The organism is Spirillospora sp. NPDC029432, from assembly GCF_040703975.1.
GTDB lineage: Bacteria > Actinomycetota > Actinomycetes > Streptosporangiales > Streptosporangiaceae > Spirillospora.
In genome coordinates, this window is sequence record NZ_JBEZWH010000004.1 from 75,381 (window position 1) to 96,286 (window position 20,906).

Annotated in this window: 14 protein-coding genes; all 14 read right to left on the bottom strand. The window is 69.1% G+C overall.

Annotated features, from left to right (window positions below):
• Positions 1 to 35 precede the first annotated feature (35 nt).
• The 14 genes from AB0881_RS04255 to AB0881_RS04320 all read right to left on the bottom strand — a co-directional run bounded on the left by AB0881_RS04255 (position 36) and on the right by AB0881_RS04320 (position 20,393).
• Entirely contained in the window at positions 36 to 2,165 is a 2,130-nt protein-coding gene (locus AB0881_RS04255; protein WP_366614065.1) for a DEAD/DEAH box helicase, read from the bottom strand.
• Positions 2,162 to 3,487, bottom strand: coding sequence for a BREX system ATP-binding protein BrxD (gene brxD / locus AB0881_RS04260; RefSeq protein WP_366614067.1), 1,326 nt, complete (start codon positions 3,485 to 3,487; stop codon positions 2,162 to 2,164). The genes AB0881_RS04255 and brxD overlap by 4 nt, the downstream gene beginning before the upstream one ends.
• Positions 3,484 to 4,932, bottom strand: a complete 1,449-nt coding sequence (locus AB0881_RS04265; RefSeq protein WP_366614068.1) for a hypothetical protein — start codon at positions 4,930 to 4,932, stop codon at positions 3,484 to 3,486. The genes brxD and AB0881_RS04265 overlap by 4 nt, the downstream gene beginning before the upstream one ends.
• Positions 4,932 to 5,759 (bottom strand): protein phosphatase 2C domain-containing protein, encoded by an 828-nt coding sequence (locus AB0881_RS04270; RefSeq protein ID WP_366614070.1) that lies wholly within the window; start codon positions 5,757 to 5,759, stop codon positions 4,932 to 4,934. The genes AB0881_RS04265 and AB0881_RS04270 overlap by 1 nt, the downstream gene beginning before the upstream one ends.
• Positions 5,759 to 6,445, bottom strand: coding sequence for a VWA domain-containing protein (locus AB0881_RS04275; RefSeq protein ID WP_366614071.1), 687 nt, complete (start codon positions 6,443 to 6,445; stop codon positions 5,759 to 5,761). Before AB0881_RS04275 ends, AB0881_RS04270 begins: the two co-directional genes overlap by 1 nt.
• Position 6,446: 1 nt before the next feature.
• The gene (locus AB0881_RS04280) at positions 6,447 to 6,950 is read right to left on the bottom strand and encodes a hypothetical protein (protein WP_366614073.1); all 504 of its coding nucleotides are present in this window, start codon (positions 6,948 to 6,950) and stop codon (positions 6,447 to 6,449) included.
• On the bottom strand, positions 6,947 to 8,398 hold the full coding sequence (locus AB0881_RS04285) for a hypothetical protein (protein WP_366614074.1): 1,452 nt from the start codon (positions 8,396 to 8,398) through the stop codon (positions 6,947 to 6,949). The genes AB0881_RS04280 and AB0881_RS04285 overlap by 4 nt, the downstream gene beginning before the upstream one ends.
• 567 nt (positions 8,399 to 8,965) lie before the next feature.
• On the bottom strand, positions 8,966 to 9,973 hold the full coding sequence (locus tag AB0881_RS04290; RefSeq protein ID WP_366614075.1) for a helix-turn-helix domain-containing protein: 1,008 nt from the start codon (positions 9,971 to 9,973) through the stop codon (positions 8,966 to 8,968).
• A gap of 73 nt (positions 9,974 to 10,046) precedes the next feature.
• Positions 10,047 to 11,054, bottom strand: coding sequence for an alpha/beta hydrolase fold domain-containing protein (locus AB0881_RS04295; protein ID WP_366614076.1), 1,008 nt, complete (start codon positions 11,052 to 11,054; stop codon positions 10,047 to 10,049).
• Between the two features lie 40 nt (positions 11,055 to 11,094).
• Entirely contained in the window at positions 11,095 to 11,343 is a 249-nt protein-coding gene (locus tag AB0881_RS04300; RefSeq protein WP_366614078.1) for a hypothetical protein, read from the bottom strand.
• Between the two features lie 98 nt (positions 11,344 to 11,441).
• A complete protein-coding gene (locus AB0881_RS04305) occupies positions 11,442 to 12,584 on the bottom strand; it encodes a TIGR02679 domain-containing protein (protein WP_366614080.1) in 1,143 nt (380 codons plus the stop codon).
• The gene (locus AB0881_RS04310) at positions 12,581 to 17,581 is read right to left on the bottom strand and encodes an SbcC/MukB-like Walker B domain-containing protein (RefSeq protein WP_366614082.1); all 5,001 of its coding nucleotides are present in this window, start codon (positions 17,579 to 17,581) and stop codon (positions 12,581 to 12,583) included. Before AB0881_RS04310 ends, AB0881_RS04305 begins: the two co-directional genes overlap by 4 nt.
• Positions 17,578 to 18,891, bottom strand: a complete 1,314-nt coding sequence (locus AB0881_RS04315; RefSeq protein WP_366614084.1) for a DUF2398 family protein — start codon at positions 18,889 to 18,891, stop codon at positions 17,578 to 17,580. The genes AB0881_RS04310 and AB0881_RS04315 overlap by 4 nt, the downstream gene beginning before the upstream one ends.
• Positions 18,888 to 20,393 (bottom strand): DUF2397 family protein, encoded by a 1,506-nt coding sequence (locus tag AB0881_RS04320; protein ID WP_366614086.1) that lies wholly within the window; start codon positions 20,391 to 20,393, stop codon positions 18,888 to 18,890. The genes AB0881_RS04315 and AB0881_RS04320 overlap by 4 nt, the downstream gene beginning before the upstream one ends.
• Positions 20,394 to 20,906 lie beyond the last annotated feature (513 nt).

Below are 20,906 nucleotides of genomic sequence, written 5' to 3' on the forward strand. Positions count from 1 at the left end.
ATCAACGCACGCACATTATTGACAGATATCCGATGCTATAGGCGGGTTGTGTCGCCGGGACCTCCTAACAAAGAACGGGGACGAGGGCGGCCATGCTGGAAAGAGCGTGGCTCGTCGAGAACCCGCTGGGCATTGGGAAGATCAGCCAGCCGCGCGGCGAGGGTCGCGGTGGCGAGGCCCGGCGGGAGCGCCGCACTGAACTTCAGCCCGCGGACGGCCTGCGGGTCGACCTCCGGTCCGACCAGATGCGTCACGGACCCGGCCGCTTCGCTCCAGGTCTTCGCATCGAGGTCGCCGCGGAGCCTGATGTAGAGGTCGTCAGGCCGCGCGGAAGGGTCGGCGAGGGCACCGAGGGACGCCTTGAGCGTGGCGTTGACGCGCGTTCCGGCCCATGTCCACCAGAGCACCTCATCGCCCGAACGGACCGCCATCGTACGGTCCGGATGCGCCACTTCGCCGAGTTCTGCACGGGCCGCGGCCAGCGCTGCGGATGCCCGATGAGTCAGGCCGACAGGCGGATCCTGCCCGAGGACGACGTCGCGGACCGCCCGTGCGAGTTCGAAGGAGATACCGAACGACGAGGACGTCGACCAGCGTGCGACCCCACCCGTTCCCGTGACGGGCACGACATGGCACCGGCGGCGTTTCCAGTCGATCCAGTCGACCTGCCAGCTCCGCCCGGCCAGCAGGACCAGGCGAGGCCCGTGCACCGCCCGGGTGAGGACCATCGGGTCACAGCGCCCGATCTCCTTGCCGGCCCGCAGAACGGTGAACTCGGGCGGCGCCGTGAAAGACGCCATCAGATCCATGAAATGGCGCCGGCCGAAGTCTTCCTCGGCCTTGGCTCCGATGAAGAGGCGGTGTCCGTCCCGGCTCAGATAGCCGGCTGACAGCAGATGTGCCAGAACAGGTCCCGCGTCGCCGGGCCGGAACAGCCGGTGGCCGTTCCACCAGTCGGCCCAGTCCACATCTCCGATGGCGCCTTCTTGCAGGGCGAGGGCCATGAGCTGCTGGGCAACGATGTGTCTCGGATCCGGGGGCGGAAGGGCCGGTTCCACATGTCCGGTGCTCCACAGATGCAGGAGACCGGCCGCGAGCAGGAGGTCCTCCTCGGTCAGCGTGAGGAAAAGGCAGTTGCGCACCTTGCCTGGCCGCCGCCCCGTCCGGCCGAGCCGTTGCAGGAAGGAGGACACCGTCCACGGCGCATTGATCTGGACGACCCGGTCGAGGTCACCCACATCGATGCCCAGCTCCAACGTGGAAGTCGAGACGATGACGCAGTCGCCGGACTCGGCGAACGCCTCCTCGGCGCGCCGCCGCTCGTCCGCGGAGAGCGAGGCGTGGGACAGGAAGACGGTGACGCCGAGCCCGCGCAGTGCCTCGCCGAGCTCTTCGACGGTCCGGCGGGAGTCGCAGAAGACCAGTCTCTTCTGGCCGCGATGCAGGGACGCGATGACCTTCGCGGCATTGGCCAGGGTGCCGACCCGGTCCAGCTCGGTCTCGGGAGCCCCGCCGGCCTCGGCCGGAGGCGCGATGACCTCGGCGGGACGTTCGGTGGCGCCCTGCAACCACGACACGAGGCCGGACGGGTCTCCGACGGTCGCCGAGAGGCCGATCCGCTGGACCGGTCTGCCCGCCAGATGGGCGATACGCTCGAGCACGCAGACCAGGTGCCATCCCCGGTCGTCCTTGGCGAAGGCGTGCACCTCGTCGACGATGACGGCCCGGACGTCGGCCATCAGCCGTCGATGGTCGACACCGGTGCTGATCAGTATCGATTCCAGTGACTCGGGCGTGGTCAGCAGGATGTCCGGTGGACGGCGGAGGATCGCCTGCCGCCGATTGGCGGACACATCGCCGTGCCAGACCCCGATCGTGCGGCCGAGCCAGTCCGCATACTGCCTGATGCGGGGCTCCAGATTGTTGAGCAGCGCCTTCAACGGGCACACGTACAGCACCGACAGGCCGGTCCAGCCCTGGTCCTCCATGGCCGTGAGCACGGGGAACAGGGCGGCCTCGGTCTTCCCGCCCGCGGTCGGCGCGACGAGCAGCGCGTCCGAGTCCGCGCCCAGCCGCCGCAGCGTCTGCTCCTGAAGCGGACGGAGTTGCTTCCACCCCAGGGACGCCGACAGATGGTAGGCCAGGGTCGGATGGAGCTTCGTCACAAGTCCAGCTCGATCTCGCCCGCAGAAGTCGCGGGGCCGCGCGCCGCGTTCTCCTCCTCGGGGGTCAGCTCCCCGAGCCGGTGCCGGGCATAGTCACGCCGCGGATCGAACTCCGGATGCTCGGCCACCTTGAACAGCACGTCCGAGACCAGACTGCGCAGGAAGACACGCGGCGAGGTGCCCGCACCGAGCCGCCCCGCCACCGCGGCGGCGAGGTCCTTGACATACGCGTCATCGACGAGCCGGCCGATGCGCTCACGGGCATCCGGTTCCCCCTCCGCGTACAGATCGCGCACCCGGCGGCCCAGCTCGACGAGCTTGTCCAGGTCGAACCCGGTCAGCCTCAGGCGATGGCTCTGCATGGAGTCGAACCGTGGATCGGTGGCGAAATCCACGTCCAGCCGCTGTGCGAGCGGTGCGAGCTGCACAATCCCCGAGGGGCCGCTGAAGAAGGCGGGCGTCCCGGTAATGAGGAGGAAGAACCGGGGCAGCGCGCCGCGATCGATCTCGTCGATCAGATGCCGGAGGGCGCTCAGGCTCTTGCTCCGGACATCGGACCTCAACCGCTGGATCGTCTCCAGCTCGTCCAGGACGAGCAGGACCCCGGGGTGGCGGCAGTCGCGCAGGATGATGAGCAGTCCGCGCAGGAACCCGAAGGCGGTGTCCGCGGTGACGTCCCCCTTGATGCCCGCCTGGCGCTTGACGGGGGCGGCGACGTGCCCGTCGCCGCTGACCCACGCCAGCAGTTGCATCGCGGTTCCCGTGTCGCTCGCCAACCTGGCCCTGCGGTAGGCGCGCAACGCGGCGGACAGGGACGGTGCCGAATCGGCGACCTCCTTGAGCCGCGAGTCGATGAGCTTGTTCACGGCCGCTTCGACACGTGCGTGATCCGCTGGATCGATGCCTTCCGCAGCGCAGACCTCGTCCTCGAGATTCAACAGCCAGTTGTCGACGAGTGTCCTGAACGCGCCTCCAGAGGCTCCAGGGATGGCGAGGTTGTTGATGAGCCGCTGGTAAACGATGTCCATCTTGTGCAGGGGCACGTCGTGGGAGATCTGCACCTCGCTGGACGCCATGTGCTTGTCGCGCGCCTGCTGCGCCAGCCAGCGCGAGAAGAACGTCTTGCCTGCGCCATACTCGCCCTGAACGGCCTTGAACTTGTGGCCGCCGCGGGTGACGGCGTCGAGCTCGCCGTCCAGCCGCGCGAAGCGTTCCATACCCACGGCGAACAGGTCGAGGTCCTGCTCCGGAACGGTCCCGTGCCCCAGGGCGTCGGTGACCCGGCGGCGCCTGGCCGGGCTGATCTTCCTTGGCGGGGTCATGGAACCGTCTCCAGGAACTGCTCTTCGAGAAGCGGGATGTCGAGTTCGAGTGTCCGGTCGTCGTCCCGGAGGACCAGGACCTCCTCCCCGTCGAGGTTGAGCAGCTGGCAGACGCCGCCGAGGATCATGACCGTCCGGCCTTGCGGCTCGGTCAGCAGGCGGGCGACCTCGGCGACCGGTGTCCTGCCTCCCGCCTTGACCAGAAGGTCGATGAGATCGGCGACCTGCTCGTCGCCGAGCCGGCAGTTCGGGACGAGGCGCCGCTGTTCGGCGAACGCCGTGGAGCCCACCACCTGCCGGCCCGGTCCCGGCTTCCCCGCCTTGGCCGGGGGAGCCTGCTGAACCACCTGCGTCGCCTTCCGCTCTGGGGCGGCCTGAACCTTCGGTTCCGAGCGAACCGGCGGAGCCGGGACGGACTTCCTCGTCGACACCTTCTGCGTCGACCTCGGGGGCCGGGCTGAGCGGGAGGAACCTGCAGCGGTGCCTCCAGGCAGGCTGACCGGATAGAAGCTGCGCTGCCCGCTCGCGGTCACCAGTGGCGCGGCGGGGGAGGGCGGTGGCTGCTCCACTCGGACGGGCGGGCGCTGCACGGCGATGTATTTGCGGCCCGAAAGCGCCTGAAGCCACTCCCGGGCAGTGGGCCGAAACCCGTGCGGGCCCGCGGCCTTGGCGAACAACCGGGTCACCGCGTCGGCGATGTGCGGGTCGATGCCCTCCAGGAGTTGGAGGTCCTTACCCGGCCGGACGTAGGCGTCTCGGCTCAGGACCCTGCCGACGAGCAATGCGACCTTGTACCTGTCGGTGTCGAGGTCGAGCCCCGTCGGCGGCAGATGAGGGTCTTCCCACTCCGGAGTCTGAGCCTGCGGAAGGACCGGCTCGCCGCCGTGGCGCCGTACCCCGTCGCAGTCCAGCATGAAGATCCGATACGGCTGGGACTGTGACCACAGCAGGTTTCGGAACGAGATGTCGCCGAGAACGAAACCGTGACCATGCAGGAGGTCGATAAGGCGTACCGCGGCCATGGCGATCTGGACGCGCCCGGCTCCGTCCGGCAGGTGCAGGGAGCGCCACGCGTGGTTCGGCTTGTACAGCAGGTACTGGAGCTCGAGCGGCCGCCGCTTGCCGCCGATCGACCCGGCGAATTCCGCCGGGATCTCGCGCATGAGGAAGCCGGTCACCGCGCCTTCGTGGACAACGCGCGCGAGCGGCCAGGCGCTCTGATCGAGAAGGGCACGGCTGTCGGTGTCGGGGAGGCGCCGCCCGGATTCCACGAGGTCGACCAGCGCCGGAGCGAACGGGGTCCCGGCGTTGCGCAGATACTCCTTGTAGACCAGCTTCTCGCTGCCGCCCACACGCCACACGACCCCCTGCCCGCCTTCACCCAGCGGCTCGTCCGCAAGCAGGAGGCCGGACCTCGGACGGTCCAGGGGATGCGGTGCCAGCATCACGCCCTCCAGACGCAGATGGCCGTGCGGTCATCGTCGTGCGTGCGGGCCCGGAAACTGAGCTGCCAGAGGAACTCAGCCATCGACGGAGGGAACGCTCCCCACCAGTCGGCGAGCTGGGTGCGGACCTCCTCGCCGCGCATGGGCTTGGAGAGCCCGTCCGTGCACAGCAGCAACATGTCACCCCGGTCAAGCGGCATCTCGCAGATCTCGACCTGATCGGCGTGTCCGGGCAGAGCCAGTGTCGCCGAACTGGAGACCTCGTCCTCGGACGCGGTATCAAAGCAGGACTCCCATTCGCCCTTGCTCAGCACCATCGCTTCGCAGTCACCGACCCGCATCAGCCAAACCTTGTGCGGCGAATCGTCAGCTCCGACCTCGAGCACGGCGGCCAGGAACGTGGTGGCCAGCTCCGCGGCCGCGACCCCGCGCTCCGCGGCGGCGGCCTCGACGGCCTCGGCGATCCGCGAGAAGTAGCGTTCGGCCATCTCTTTGAACTGCTCGTCCGGCCGCTTGCGGAGCTTCCGTGCCGCATCGCATGCGGCCATGGCTCCGAGGTGGGACAGCTCCGCGCTGCCCAGCCCGTCCGCTACGCAGGCCAGGATGATGCGTTCACTGATACGCCACAGTCCCATGGCGTCCTGCCGCGGCTGCGCGTTGTAGCGGTGCGCGTCACCCCGGGTCGAGGCGGCGCGGATCACCAGCCCTGGCGCCTGCGCGGCATCCAGGACTGTGTCCGGGCAGGTGGCGTCCAGCCGCGGCAGCTCGCCGGGCTCGATCGTGAAGCGGGATGGACGCCCGATGACCTGTGGTTCGGGGAGGTGCATCAGACGGGGTCCGCCTCGAGGACCGTGTAGCCCTTGACCTGCTCCGGGAAGACCATCTGTGCGCCGGCGGCCGGATTCGCCGAGAACGCGGCGGACGAGGCCACGGCCGACGCGACGACCGAGTTCAGCAGCTGCTTCGCGAACTCCCGCAAAGCATTGCTGGGATTCAGCTCCTCGTCGGCGATGAACGCCCGGAAGGTGGCGACGGACTGCAACGTCTCCGGTCGCACGTGGCCGAACCCGAAGGCCAGGATCGTGGGCCGCGGACCGAAGTCCCGCCCGGTGAGCCGCTGGTGAGCACTGGCCCAGTCGGAGTCGGTGGGCTGTCCGTCGGTCAGGAAGAACACCGTGGGCCGGAAGGGAACGTGCCCGTCCGCCTTCAGGGCACGGATGTCCTGCTCGATGGTGTCGCGCAACCGGTCGAACACCACGCCGTAGCTGGTGGCGCCCTTGGGCTCCAGCTTCGGCAACTGATGCACGTCGTTGAGATCGGCCAGCGGCAGCAGGACCTCGGCCCGGTCACTGAAACCGATGATGCCCAGCCGCGCCTTGTCGGCGACGGTCGGATTGCTGGCGATCTCGGTAAAGATCTCCGGGAGCTGCTTGTTGATCTCTTCGAGAGGCTCGCCGGCCATCGAGTACGACTCGTCGCACACGAGGTAGAAGGGGAGGATCTGCTCGCTCATGTCACGAGCCTTTCTGGTCGCAACCGTCGTTGATGAAATAGATCTCCATCGAGACCGACCCTGCGGAGGCCGAGAGATCGTGGAAGTTCCGGGTCGCACTGGACTGGAAAACGTTCGGGTACGCCGCGCGCAGCGCCGTGTTGACCCGCGAGGCCAGTGCGACGCCCTGCCCGCTGCCGCCGTCACCGCCGAAGGTCAGCACCATGCCGGCGCGCTTGCCCGCGAAACCGCGCGTCTCATCGCGCAACCCCCTCTTGACCTGAGCGATGAGCGTTCTGCCGCGCGCCGCCGGGCTGACGCGGAACTTCGCCGACACCGGTCTGGACTCCACACCCCTCACCTGTGCGGCGCAAGGACTCTTGGAGACAGAAGGCCCGCCCGCAGGAGACGCCTCCGCCTTGGGTGGAGCCTCGGCGCCCAGCATGACGATGGTCAGCGCGAGGAGCATGTCCGCGAACAGCCACCCCGCCATCAGGATCGTCAGCGAGGGACGGCGCCGCTTCATACCACTTCGCCTTGCTGGTGAGGGCGCGCGGCGATGGTCTGCGAGGCGTCCATCAGGACGCGGCTGAACTCGGCGATCGACCGCTTGAGCTCATCGAGCTCGGCCGTCACAGTAGTCTGGGCCTCGTGCAGAGTCGCGCCGGTGGCCTGCGAGATCTGGTCGGGCAGGGTCGCCAGCCGTTCGAGAGAACTCCTCGTCCGGTCGAGCATGTCCACGGTCCGGCCCGACACGTCCGTGACGATCTCGATACGGCCGGCGTGCGCACCGGCGGTGTCCGCCCAGTCCCCGAGAGCCGACCGGATCTCAGTGCTCACCCCGGAGAACGAGCGCTCGAAATTCGCGGCCGTGAGCTGCAAGGTCCCGTTGAGCTGGCCGGTCAGGGCGTTCACCGCCTGCTCGGTGACGCTGCCGACGGCCTGCACCGACTCCGTCGACCTGTCGACGGCCCTGGTGATGCCGCTGCTCGCCGACACCAGCTCCTCGACCTCGTGCCGCAACTCGCCGACCGAGGATCGGATGCCCGAGGTGAGGCGCTGCAACTCATTGTCAAGAGCGGCGATCACGCCCGCCTTGAACTCCTCGATGGACTGCCCCGTCCTGGTCACGATTGCGTCCGCCGTGACGGTCATCGCCGTGCCCGCCGAGGTCACCTCCTGCAAGTGCTGATCGAGGACCTTCGTCGTGCCCTGCACCTCGTTCGCACTGGAGACGAGCGCGTCACCGGTCTTCTGCGCCGACTCGAGCGCGTAGACCACGGCGTCCATCAGATCGGACTGGGCCTTCCGGACCGTATCCCCGATCTCGGAGATCTGCATGGCCGCCTGAGTCAGCTCCTCGTTGAAGCGGCTCGGCGCGGACAGCCGGATCTGCCCCAGGTACAGGCTCGCCTTGGTCAATGCACGGCTGAGCCGGGCGCGCAGCACGACCTGCCGGCGTTCGGCCCGATCCAAGGAGCGGTTGTACAGCAGGTTCTCGCCCACCGTCCATGCTCCTAGGAACAGGATCGCGCCGACTGTCAGCATCGCGACATTGTTGAAGTGGAGGAAGCCGGGCAACCGGCCATCGAAGCCCTGCTGCCACATCTCCAGGAACGGCCGTCGAGCCGCTTCGCCGCCCTGGTCGTCCAGCACCTTGCCGTATGCGGACGTTGCCTCGTGGAGGCCGAACCACGTGAAGAGCACGGGAAGGAACACCAGGACCGGGCCGGTCGCGAGCAGGCCCTTCACCGCACGCGAAGCCCAATGCTTGCGGGTGGCCTTCTCCGGAAGCGCCGGAATGACGGTCTCGGCCGGCGCGAACGCCGCGAACAGATCGACTTCGCACCAGCGTTCCGCCTTGCTCCGGTCGCTCATCGCCTCGGAGAGATCCCTCAGCAGCTCGCTCTTCTGCTCAAGATCACTGTGTTCGGCAAGAGCTCGTAGCTCATCGCCCAGCTCAGGCTCTACCAACGAAAGAACTCCCCCAGCATGCCCTGCCGATACTTCAGGCAAAGCGATCGTCGGATTGTTCTAGCAGTCGCTCACCGCGGGAGTCATGCGAGTGTCCAGGTCAGGCCGCTGCAGCGTGTCACTGTTGAGAATCTTGTCGCCGGCCCCTCCACTTGGGAGGAAGTGCGGTACCTTGCCCCAGCGGGTCGCCTGCGCCTGGAGGGCGCGGGGAACTTGCTGTAACTGCAAGACAACTTTGAGTCGAATGCCGTGGCGCAGCTGGCCCTTTATGCTTTGTCGGCACCCATGTGCGCCCTGTCGGTCATCGGTTTGAGTCGTCCGGCGCAAGGGTTGCTCGGCTGATCAGCTGAGAAACCGGCGTGACGTGACGCCGTCGAGTACGAAGGAATCCACACATCGACTACTGGATTCTGATTCCCGACACCACGAATCCCCGGGGCCCTCACCGCTTCATCGGATCTGGTGGTCTCCAGAGACGCCACCGGAGGCGGCTTCGGCTGCCTGGCCTGGTGAGAGCGCGCGGATGAGACACGGCCCTACCGTCGGCATCGCTTATGGCGGTCGCTGTCAGAGGTTGCGGTGCAGGCGCCGGGCGATCAGTGCCAGCTGGAGGCGGAGGCGGCCGGTGGGCGATACCGGGTCCCACTTCAGGAGGCGTTCGGCCTGGGCCAGGCGGCTTCGCAGGGTCGAGTGGTGGAGGTTGAGGGCGTTGGCGGCGGCGCGCAGACTCGTACTGGTGGCCACGGTGTCCAGGGTGAGCAGCATCCAGGGCGCGCAGGACGCGGCTGCGTCCAGGGCGGTCATGTCCGGGGTCGGCGGGTCGCCGGGACGGATGTGGGCGGCCAGAACGGTCAGGGTGCCCAGGTCGTCGGCATGGACCACACGGGGGCCGGGGTCGTGCGGGGTGGCCTCGGCCGTGAAGCGCAGGGCGGTACGGGCCGCTTCCCAGGAATCGGGCAACGCCATGACCGCGACCGCTGGCCCGACTCCGGCCCGCTGGGAGGCGGACGGTTCTGCCGTACGGGCAACGGGAGGGACCGGTTCGATACGGACCTGGTGACCGGGCAGCGCGATCGCGCGCGCCGTGTCGGCCAGGCCGAGGCGGTCGGCGGCGCGGCGGCGTTCGCGTTCGGAAGCCCGCCGGTCCAGAAGGACTTCAACGGAAGCGGGGTCGGTATCGGGCCCGGTGCCGGGACGTGACCGGGTCCGGTCCAGGACGGTACGGGCCGTGGCCGCGGCGCGCTCCAGGATCACCGCGTCCAGGACGCCGCCGGGCCGCTCGCCGGCCGGGCGTTCGAGCAGCAGGCGCGCGGGCCCGTCGGCGTTCTGGACGGGCCAGTGGTCGTCGACGGGCGTGCGGCCGTCCAGATGGCGGCCGTCGGGATCGATCCTGATGAGCAGGCGGCGCTGGTCGTCGATGAACCGCGCCGGGCAGCCGGCCAGGAAGGCGGCCCCGCGTACGACCGACTCCAGGCCCGCCCGCCGTTCGAGCAGTTCGTCGAAGTAGGTGATGACACGCATCGCGGCACCGGCCTCGGGGTCCAGCGCGGTCACCCGGCCCAGGAGTTCTCTCACCGTCTCATCCTGCCTTCGGGCGCACCCGCGGAACAGCGCCGGCCCGGGCGCCGTGGCACCCGGGCCGGTCGCATCACGCGGCCAGGATCCGGCGCAGCCACTCCCGGCGTGCCCGCCGGGCCGCGATGGAGATCGCCGCGTGCGGGGCGAACCTGTCGAAACCATGGCAGCCGCCGGGCCACACGTGCAGTTCGGCGATTCCGCCGGCCCGCCAGATGCCGGTGGCGTAGGCGACGTCCTCGTCCCGGAAGGTCTCGGCCGAGCCGACGTCGATGAAGGCCGGGGGCAGGCCGGACAGGTCGGTCGCGCGGGCCGGGGCGGCGTAGGGCGATACGTCCGGGCCGCCGCGCGCCTCGCCGAGCAGGGCCGTCCAGCCGAACTCGTTGTCACCGTGGTCCCATACGCCCAGCCCGGCCATCTGACTGGACGAGGGCGTGTCGTTGCGGTCGTCGATCATCGGGCACAGCAGCATCTGCCCGGCCAGCGCAGGCCCGCCCCGGTCGCGGGCCAGCAGCGCGGTGGCCGCGGCCAGCCCGCCGCCGGCGCTGCCACCGGCGATGACCATCCGGCCGGGATCGATGCCCAGCTCGGCGGCGTGCCCGGCCGTCCACACCAGCCCGGCATAGCAGTCCTCGACCGGCGCGGGATGGGGATGCTCGGGCGCCAGCCGGTACTCCACCGACACGATCGCGACGTCGAGACCGGCCGCGTCCTGCAACTCGGGAAGACCGTCCAGGCTGGTTCCCGTGATCATGCCCCCGCCATGCGTGTGGTAGATCGCGGGCACCGGCCCCGACGCCGCCGCCGGCCGGCAGATCAGCAACGAGATGTCCGGGGCACCGGCCGGACCGGGCACCATGCGCTCTTCCACCTCGACAGAGCCCTGCCGACGCAACTGCTCCAGGGACACCGCCGTGAATTCGCCAGTCGATTCACGCAGTGCCCGCAGGCCCTCCGAGGTGATCCTCGGTATCCGCTCCCGAACCACCGCCAGAGCCGCAGCCACATCCGGATCGAACGGCACCGGCGGCGGGCCGCCCGGCGTGATGGGACCCTCGGGCACGGTGATCGGATCGCTCACGGCATACTCCTCGCAGGTCAGGCTGTCGATCTGACAGCCCTCATTGTGGAGCGTCCTGCACGATTGGGACGGTGCGCGAATGGCGGACATCAACCGTCAAACCGGCAGGGGGGCGCAGGCCCAGGATCCGGCAGACCGGCTCGCCCCCGAAGCGGTCACGCATGTGTCCGACCAGCATGACCACTTCATCCTCAAGCACGCTCTCCGCGAAGTTGGCGCTTTTAAGCCTGAGTCTGCTCAGATTCGCGCCGGTGAAATCCAGGCCAAAAGCGTTCAGCGGTCCGCTCACGCTCTGTGCGTCCCGTTCAAGGTACAGACGCAGCGCCGCAGCCGCAGAGTCGTCGGTCGGCCATCTTCTACTTCCATCTTCCCATCCTGGTTCGGTGATCAGGGTGGCGAGAGGATGCGGCGCAGGATGGCGTCATGCTCCTGGTAGAGCACCGGTTCGCCGTCGGCCTCGGTGATCGTTTCTGTGTCCATCGCGATCAGTTCGGCACCGTAGTGCTCGGCGATGTAGGCCGCGACATGGCGGCCGTCCGGATCGAGGTCGCCCGCGTAGCGGAGGGCGACGCCCTGGTCGTGGACGAGTTGCAGGAGCGCGTGGTCGACGCCGCGTAGATGCCCGCTGGTACAGGCGAGGGGGAGACCGGCGTCGGCGGCCAGCGCGGCCTCCAGGACGGAGGGGTTCTCCACGACGGTCAGCACCTGGGGTGCGAATGTGGGCGGATGCAGGGTCAGGTCGAGGAGATGGACCGGCACTGGAGTAGGGGAGTCGCGGAGTCTTCGGTCGAGGACACCGTCACCGGCGACCTTGACGTTATGGAGAAGGACGGTGGAGGACAGCCGGTCGGCCAGGATGCCGATGTCGGCCAGCATCGCCCGTACATGGTCGGGACGGCTGGGCTCGGACCTGCCGGAGAGTTCGGCGACGGCCGTGACCAGTCGTGCCCCGTTGAGGGTGTTCAGATCGAAGTGGTGCGGGTCGCCGGCGCAGTCGTGAGCGAGTTTGGGCAGGCTCACCGGGGGATGTGCGGGCAGCCGGGACACCGCCGCTGCGAGAGCGATGATCGACTGCCTGACGCTGGATTCGTCGTCGCCCACTCCCGCAGCTCGCATGCGGCCGACCAGCCCAGGGAGGCCGGGGAGCTGCTTCGCGGCGAACGTCCAAAGGTCCTGGCGCAGTCCAGCGGCCTCTTTGCGGGCAGCGGCACGGTTCACCACCGGACGGCCCGTCGCCTTCTCCGCGAGAGGGGCCAGGTCCTGCGGAGAAATGTCCAGCACGGCCAGTAGTTCACGAAGCGGCAGGGAGATGGTCGAGCCGTTGGCGACGACTGCTGACCGGTCACGGCGGCGCCGGGTGGTGGTGTCCAGCCATGAGCGCAACTCGGCTACCGCCACTTGCGAGAGGTTCTTCACTTTGAGGGTGGCGATTTGGCCGGGCTCCACGCCGCTGCACAACCGTTCGTGGATCGCGCTCCAGAATGGAGCGAATTCCGGGTCCGTGACGATGGGATCCGCGTGGTGGCTCACGAGGGCGTGTCCAGATCGAGCGTGAGGGGCTGCGGGTCGCCGTGGCCTTCCCACAGCCAGGGTACGGTGATGCGCTGCCGGCCGGAGGCGATGACCTCGTGCACCATGGCGCGCCTGGCCTCACCCTTGATCATTGGTGCGATGGACGGTGTGGTCGCGAGCACGTCGAAGTCCCACATGCGCAGGAGCGCAAGGATCTGGCGGAGATTCGGCTCGTCGAAGGCGGCGTCGATCTCGTCGATCGACAGCAGTCGCGGCCCGCGATAGGAGTCGCCGGAGTACATGGACCAAGCGGCCGCCAGCAGCGGCAGCATCGTGGCCAGCCTGCGTTCCCCGGTGGACAGCGACTCCAGCGGGTTCGAACGCGGTGAAACCCTCTTGAAAACCTCGGCGGTGCCGTCACCGAACGAGGAGTGCGTCACGGAGATGTCCCATTCGTGCCAGGCCCGGTAGTCGAAGGTGTGCGCGACGCGGTCGGGCCAGGGCTCTCCGACGCTCTCGTCCATGCGTTGCCGCAGGACCGTGTACATCTGGTCGAAGGTCTCGTCGGACGGCTTCTGGGAGATGAGATCCACCATGCGCCGGGCGTCCTCGTCCTCGCGGACGTCCCAGGCGACCTGCACGCCCACGTTCGCCACTCCGGTTCGGACCCCGCGCAGCGTGTGCCGGATCTGCCGGACGAGCTCGTGGGCCGCCTGGCGTCGGACCTGGATGTCCCGCCGGAGCTTGGTGAACATGCCGGTCTTCATCGTCTGCTTGACGTCGTCGCGCAGGTCCGCTTCGAGTTGGGCGATGGTCCCGTGCAGTGCCTGCAATGCCTGATCGAGGTCCTCGCCGCGGGTGGCATCCGGATCCGCGATGACGGCGCGCCGCCATTCGGTGCCCTCGATGGAGACAAGAATGATCTGCCGGTTGAACCGGGCCAGCGCGGTGCTCGCGGTGCGGATGCTCTTCTCCAGCGCGGTGAGGGTGCGGTGGCGGTTCTGAGTGAGTGTGTTGAGGCGTTCGGCACCGGCCGGCTTGTCGGTGAGGAGGCGTCGTGCCCAGGTCAGGCCCGCTGTGAGGTTTGCGGGACGCCCGGACGGATCGGCGGGCAGATCGTCCGGCAGGGCGGCCAGCCGTTCATCGATCAGGCGTCCGAGCCGGCGCAGGCAGAGGTCGCGGTGCTGCTCGGCGGCGGCGCGCTGGGGAGCGATGCCGTCCAGGGTGGACTGCGCGGCCGACTCCCGTGCGGCGGCGCCCTCCCGCTGCTTGAGCAGGGTCTCGATCAGGACTCTGGCGTTCTTCAACCGGTCGTCCGTAGCGTCCCGATCTTGGAGCAGCCGGGTGTATTCGGAGCCGTGCATTTCTCGCATCTTCTGCACGCCGGCCAGTGCGCTGGTGGCGGCACGCCGAGCGTCCGTGGCCGACTCCGCCGCCTTGACGGTGCCGTCCCGCAGCTCGGCGGCGGAGCGCTGGTCGTTGCGGGCGCGCCCGAGCAGATCGATGCAGCGCTGTGCGACCGCGGTGCATCCGTGCACGCTTTTCCGGAGAGATGAGACCGCCTCGGCGTGCTCGCCGAGCGCGTCACGGGAGGTGGGCAGCAGCGACCCGTCGGGCAGGGACGCCGCACGGTTCAGGAGCCGCAGTGCGGCCTTGACCGCTTCGGTCGCCTGTGTGTGCTGCTCTGAGGCGGTGATGACGTCGGTACGGGCACGCGTGAGGTCCCGCTCCGCGTCGTCCTCCTCGTTTTGGGCCGTCCTGACACCGGTGAGGACGACGTCGGGAAAACGGGACCGTTCGGCATCGGCCTCGTCCTGCGCCCGGGCGGCCTCGGCGTGAGCGGCATCGCTGTTACGGGCGGCTTCCGCGCGCTCTTCGGCCTTCCGCTCTCTGCGCTCGGCAATGGCGTCGGCGGTCTTCGCGGCCCGCACTGCGTACCGCCATTCGTCCTGGACCTTCGCCAACCGTGCGGAACGCTGCCCTGCCCTCCTCTCCAGGGCAGTGATGGCTTCGTGGAGCGTCGATTCGGCCCGTGCGAGGCGCTCGGCGGCCAGGCGTTCGGAGGTCGCGAGATCAGCGGTCAGCTGGGTGGTGCGTTGGCGCGCGTCCATGAGTTCGGTGCTGGAAGGGATCGCGTCACGTTCGGCGGCGGCCGCCGCCACATCAGCTTCCCGAGCTTCCAACCGTGCCCGCGCCGCGACGAGCTCACTCTCGAGAACAGTGAGCCGTTGCTCCAGGACGGTGATGCGCCGCCGGCGTTCGCGCTCACGCGCTGTCCTGCCGATGAACGCCGCCCGGTAGTCCGGCGGGCAGGAGGCGGTGAGGACCCCGTTGACCAGTGTTCCGTTGACCGGTCCGGTTCGGGCGGCGTCGACGGGAACGGCACGCAGGATCTGTGTGATCCGATCGGTGGGGACGTTCGGATGGTGCTCGGGACGGAGGAGGTCGGCGAGCGTCCGGCCGGCCGCGGGCGCATCCGCCGTGAGGACGAGATCCCCGGCGGCCAGACGGCCGTCCGCAGTGATCAGCGCGTCGAGGATCCCGGACACCAGGAGCGCCCCCTCGAGCCGGTCGGCTTCCTGCGGAGAGACATGAGGCGCGAAATCCACCAGGGCCCACAGGGGCGTTCCGTCGGCGGGACGGCGGGTCCGCCATGCCGGGGGTGCCGGGACGGCGGCGGCCCGACGGGCCTCGGCCAGTTCCGCCTCAAGCTCGTCGATGCGTTCCGCCGCCCTCTGGACGGTGTCGCGCGCGGCGGCCACCTGGTCGTGCAGAGCGGTGGCGGCAGTGGAATGGGCGTGATGGGCGGCCAGCCAGATGTTGCCCGGGTCGAGGACGGTGAGCCGGTCCGCTGCGATCGAGGCCGGCGGCCCGGGAAGGTCGATGGCGAGCGGATCCAGGAAACGCCAGGCATCCCGCCAGCGGTGGGCGTCGGCGAGCCATTCGCGCGCGGCGCGGACCGCGGCCTGCTCGGCGCCGGAGAGCCGGTCCCGCGCGGCCGTCACGTCGGCTTCGACGGCGGAGCGTTCGTCCGCGTGGTCGCTGATGGCTCGGGCGCGCAGTTCCTCGTCGGCCTCGGCCTCGTCGTCCGTCCGCGCCCGTACCTCCTGTACGTGGTCGTCGGCCGCGTTCGCGGCGGTCAGCGCCTCCGCGTGAAGCGTTCGTGCGTCCGCGGCGTCTTGCGCCGCCGAAGTCGCCAGCGCTGCGTCCGTCGCCGCCTGGTGTCGCCGTCCGACCAGGTCGATGCGGTCCCGGGCGGAGGCGACGGCGGCGGCCAGCCAGCGCTCCAGCTCTTCGACGGGAAACCGGCCGCCGCTCGCCTCGCGGGCGAGCGGACCGTCCTCAAGGTTCGGACGGTCGATCCGGTGGAGGGTGTCCGACCAGGAGGCGAGCTGATCGAGCAGCAGGGTCTCGGCTCCTTGCCTGCGTTGCGCTGCCGCCTCCAGCCCATCGCGGGCGCGGGCTTCGGCGTCGTCGGCACGCCGCCTGGCATCGCCGAGGGCCTGTTCCGCCTGCTGTGCCGCACCGTGTTCGATCAGTGCGTTCTCCACTTCACGGATCTGCGCCCGGCGTGTGTCCGTCCATGCCAGCGGGGTACCGCTGAGGACGTCCAGGTCCAGCGAGCCGTGGGACGATTGTGTTCCGGCGACGGCGAGGTCGGAGAGGGTGGCCAGGATCCGGTCGTAGGCCGACTCGGCGCCGACCGCGCCCGAATCGCGCCGCAGCCCTTCGACGAGGTTCGCGAGATGGTGCTGCGCCCGTTGCGTCTCCTCCGCGGCCTCCTGCGCTCGGTCGGTCGCGGCCTGTGCCGCTTTCGCCGCCTGCTCTGCCCGGTCCTCCGCCGCGGTGGCCGCGTCCGCCAGCTCTGCGGCCCGCTGCTCTCTCAGGGGCAGCTCCGCCCCGGCGTGGTCACGCAAGATCGCGTTGGCGGCGGTGAGCTCTCCTTCGAGTTGCGAGGCCAGGTCGCGGGTGCCGTCCAGACGCTCATCGGCCGACTGCTTGTCGTCCCGTGCGGAGCTCAGCGCCTCGGCCGCCTGCCTGGCCTTCTCGGTCTGCTTGTCGAAGGCGGTGTTGGCGGACGAGAGTTCGGCGGCCTGGAACTGGGCGAGGGCGCTCAAATAACGACGGTAAAGGCGGTGAGTATCGCTGAGGAGCCGTGCTTCGGTACGGGCCCGGTCGAGTTGGTTCTCCAGCTCGGCGATGCGCTCCATCGTCTGCGCGATCAGTGTGAGCTGGTCGGGTTCGAGCGCTGGCAGCGCCTCGGTGAGGACCTCACGCATCTTCGCCGGGGAGATGGCCTCGGCGGTGCGGACGCTGCGCAGGCTGCGGAGAACACCGATGAGCGCGTCGAACTGCACATCGTCCAGGGGAGAAAAAAGGCGGGTCCTGACCGCCTTGCGGAAATCGCGTTCGTCTCCGACAGAGTGGAGTGAAGCGCTCGCCTGCGAACGCAGCTTGTCCGATGAGCTGAACAGTGCTCCGTCGACGGCGGCGAGTTGCTCGGCGAGTTCGGTGATGCGTACCGTCTCGCGGTCGTGCTGAAGGGCGAGCTCGTGGCCTACGCGTCCGGGGGAGATGAAGAACGCCCGGTGCAGCGTGCTGCCGGCCGACCTCAGCCACAGCCCTGTCGTCAGGTATTCGACCTGTCCCGTGGTCTTGTCGCGTAGACCGTACTCAAGCCACCAGACGCCTGTCCGGTCCTCGCGTTCGTTCCGGTCGGTGTGCCTGCTGGTGAGGGTTCCGCTGGCCTTGCCGGAGACCGACAACGCCGTCTGGGTGGTCTCCGCGTCGAGGAGTACGGTGATCAACATGGACGCGGTGAGGGACTTGCCGGAGCCGTTCGGGCCGGCCAGCGCAAGCCAGCCGTCGGCGAAGAACAGCGTCTCCTCGGCCCAAGCCCACGAGTTGACCACGCCGGCTCTCGTTGGCTGCCACCGCCCGTCCACGCCCGGTGTACCGATTTCCGCGACGTCGAGCGCCGCGAACGGGCGGGCAGGCGGGTCGATCCGCGTCATGGAGTGCTCCCAGGGGTGTCGGTGAGCGGAAGCGCGGCCTGGTCGGCCGCACTCGGACTCTTCGGCGTCTTCGCCTGGGAGCCGTGGCGTACCTTGATCCGCCACAGATGGACGCCGGGAGTGGGCAGCCAGACGTCCACGTCTTCTGGTGCCGGCCGCAGGAGTCCCACCGCCGCCAGTTCGGCCGTTGCCGCACGGGCGAGGGCGGGCAGCCGTTCGGCGTAGGCGGCCGCCCATCGGGGGAGCTCCCGCCGGGCCCGTTCCATCACCTCGACCACTTCGGAGATCGGCAAAGGCGCCGTGCGGTCCACCCGCCCGGACAGAGCGCCCAGCAGCGCCAGAGCGGCCTGCCTCTCGGTGCGTCGGCCGTTGGGGAACTCGATCGCCGTACCGACTCCAGAGGGGTCGGTGATCTCCCACCAGTCGCGACGCACTGTCGCCGTATAGCCGAGAGAACCAGTGACGTTCAGTGCGCGCTCCCGTCCGGTCAAAGTGTGCAGATAGGGAGAACCCTCCGTGCGGTCGTCGGCGGGGTCGGTCGCCGGATCGTCGACCAGCCTGCGGGCCAGCCGTAGGCGGCGGTCCTCCAGAGTCGGTGTCCTGGCGGGGTCGGTGGTCGCCTCATGCTCCGGCAGTGACGCTGCCGACAGGGCGGCCGCATGCCGGTCGGGCGGCAGCTTGTCCAGGCCGAGCAGCACGGGGGACAGGGAGGAGAACTTGGCGGCCAGGCGATCTCGTGATGCGCTGACGACCAGGTCTCCGTCCTCGGCGTCCATGGCGTGATCGAGGTCGGCGTCCACGACCACTGTTCCTTCCGCCACCAGCAGCTTGAGCGCGTCCACCAGCTGGCGCCGGTTCTCCCGTGCGGCCTGCTTTCCTACACCGTCCGGCGCGACCACCTGGAATCGAGGAAGGGTGCCTTCGGCCGCTTCAGCCGCGCAGACCTGGGCCAGCGCCTGCAAGAGTTCCCGCAGGCTCATCCGGGACCGCCGCCAGAGTTGTTCGCACACCAGGGCGACGCACACCAGTACCTCTCTCGACGCCAGCCGACCGTCGCCTCGTCCGCGTACCAGAGTCGGTCCGCGATCTGCTGGGACATCGACCCGCCGCTTGTGCAGTCGGACCATCTCGGCCACCTCGAGGACCTCCACGTTCCAGGCGAGCTCCTCGTGGAAGAAGGCGGTGAGCTGCTGACGGCCCTTGACGGCCGCGCGATAGGCCTCCGGAGCGGTCTCGGCCCGGAGCCTTCCGGTCGCGACCAGGATTCGAGCGGCCTCCCGTAGATCCGCATCGAGCAGGGGACCGTTCACGCGACGCTCCAGTTCCGCCCGTCCGCATCGGCGGCCTCCCTGGCCGGCGCGGATTCCGCCGCCGTGATGGAGATTCGCAGGTCCGGGCCGGTCAACCTGCCCTCCGCCAGGTCCACCGACACGGTCCGGCCGTTCTCGCCCGGCCTCACCTCGACGAGGACACTCGCGCCGTCGGCATGTCCCGTTCCACGGCCGGTCACCGGGTCGAACTGTGCGAGTGCCGTCTCGATGGCCCGGAACAAGACCTCGGCCGCCTCGGAATCCAGCCCGGCGAAGTGGTCGAGGCCGACCTCCCCGTCAGTGATCAGAAGGCGCGCCAGCCGCCGACGCCGTTGCGCCTCCGCTGCGGCGGCCTCGGCGGCGGCGGCCCGGTCGTGGGAAGTGTCCGGGACCTTGCGGGGGCGGCCGGCGGCTCTGCCTTGCCGCTCGTGTTCGCGCAGAGTCACCTCGACGCGGTGGTGGGCCGTGCCGGCCGCGGCCGTGGTGCCGTGCGCGACGTCCTCCTCGGCCGTTCCGATCACCGCGTGCCAGGCGGGCCAGTCCCCGAATGCCGCGGCGAAGACGCGTCTGGCTTCCTCGTCGGAGGGCTGCCGGTGCAGGCTCTGCGCCAGCGCATGGAAATCCACCCCGAGGTCGGAGCCGCGGCGCCGGGCCGAATAGCGACGGTCGATGGCGACCAGCAGGGTGTAGACCGCACCGGTCGCCGAAGAGATCAGCCTGTGCACCGTGCCGTCGGGTGCGAACCATGCCTCCAGGTCTGACAGCCGGCGTACCCGTTCCTCGACCCAGTGCTGCTGGTCCCGGGCGTCGATGAGCCCGGCGTGGGCGACGGCGGCCTCCGCGATCCGGCGGTGCCCGGCGGTGGAGAGATCCTCCAGCGCGGTCTCGACGCGGCGCAGGGCACGACCGTACTCGCGAGGGAACTGGCGCAACGCCTCGATGACCCGGTCCCGGTTCTCGCCGAACAGATCGTCGTCGGTGACGTCCGACTGCACCATCTGCGCCAGCGCGGTGTAGAAGTCAGCGGTGACGCGCTGAAGCTCGTCGATGCGAGTTCGTACATCGTCCAGGTCCATGGGGAGGATGCCGTTGTCGCCAGCCAGATGGTCTAGAAGCCCTCGGACCGTCATCTCGACGCTGTCAAGGAGCCTGCTGGGCAGCTGAAGCGCCCTCCGCGCATCGATGACGGCTGCCCGGACCGCGGCCACGATGCCCCGCCCCTTACGGGTCAGTGCCCATGCCTCCTGCCGGACGATCACGCCTTGGTAGTCGCGCACCGGTGCCGTGTAATCGCGGAACGGTTCCGCGAACCCCCACTTCGCGAGCCTGTCGAGAGCGTCCCGCAGTTCGGTTTCCGGCAGCGGATCATGCAGTCCGACGCTGCGCACCTGTGTGGAGATCTCATCCAGGCTCGACATGGGGCCCCGGGTCGACAGCTCTTCCAGCGCCGCCAGAAGGGCCGTGTAGCGCTCCCGTACCAGGTCGTCGGGTAGCGAGAACACGGTCCAATCAGCTGGGAGAACCGCTTGCCACCACCGCCGGGCCTGTTCCAAATCCGCCTCCTGAAACCGCCGCTGCACCAGAGCCTCATCCGTAAGTGTGGCCAACTTTTGTGACCGTTGTAAGTAAAGGAGTCGAAACCGCCTCAGCCGATACAGGACTCATCTCGGATAGTCATACGGAGGCTTCCTCTATCCGGACTTGGCTGCGGGCTCAAGGTCGACGGCGCCGCCGAGACTGATATCGGGAGCGCAGCGTCTACCGGCCTTCGACAGGCACATGGCGGCCCTGAACGCCGCCCCGCGGACGAGGGGGTTGATCAATGAGTACTCGCAGGTCACGTAGACGAAGCGGATCTTCGCGCCCCACAGGCTCTGAGTCTTCCGAGGTTGGACGGACGAGATCCAGTTTGTGCGTTGGACGAAGAGTCGCGCGATGAGGATCCGTACGACCAGTATGGGTCTCTCGCCTTGGTCGCGATGCGTGGTGCCGTCGACCGCGCGTGATATCCAAGT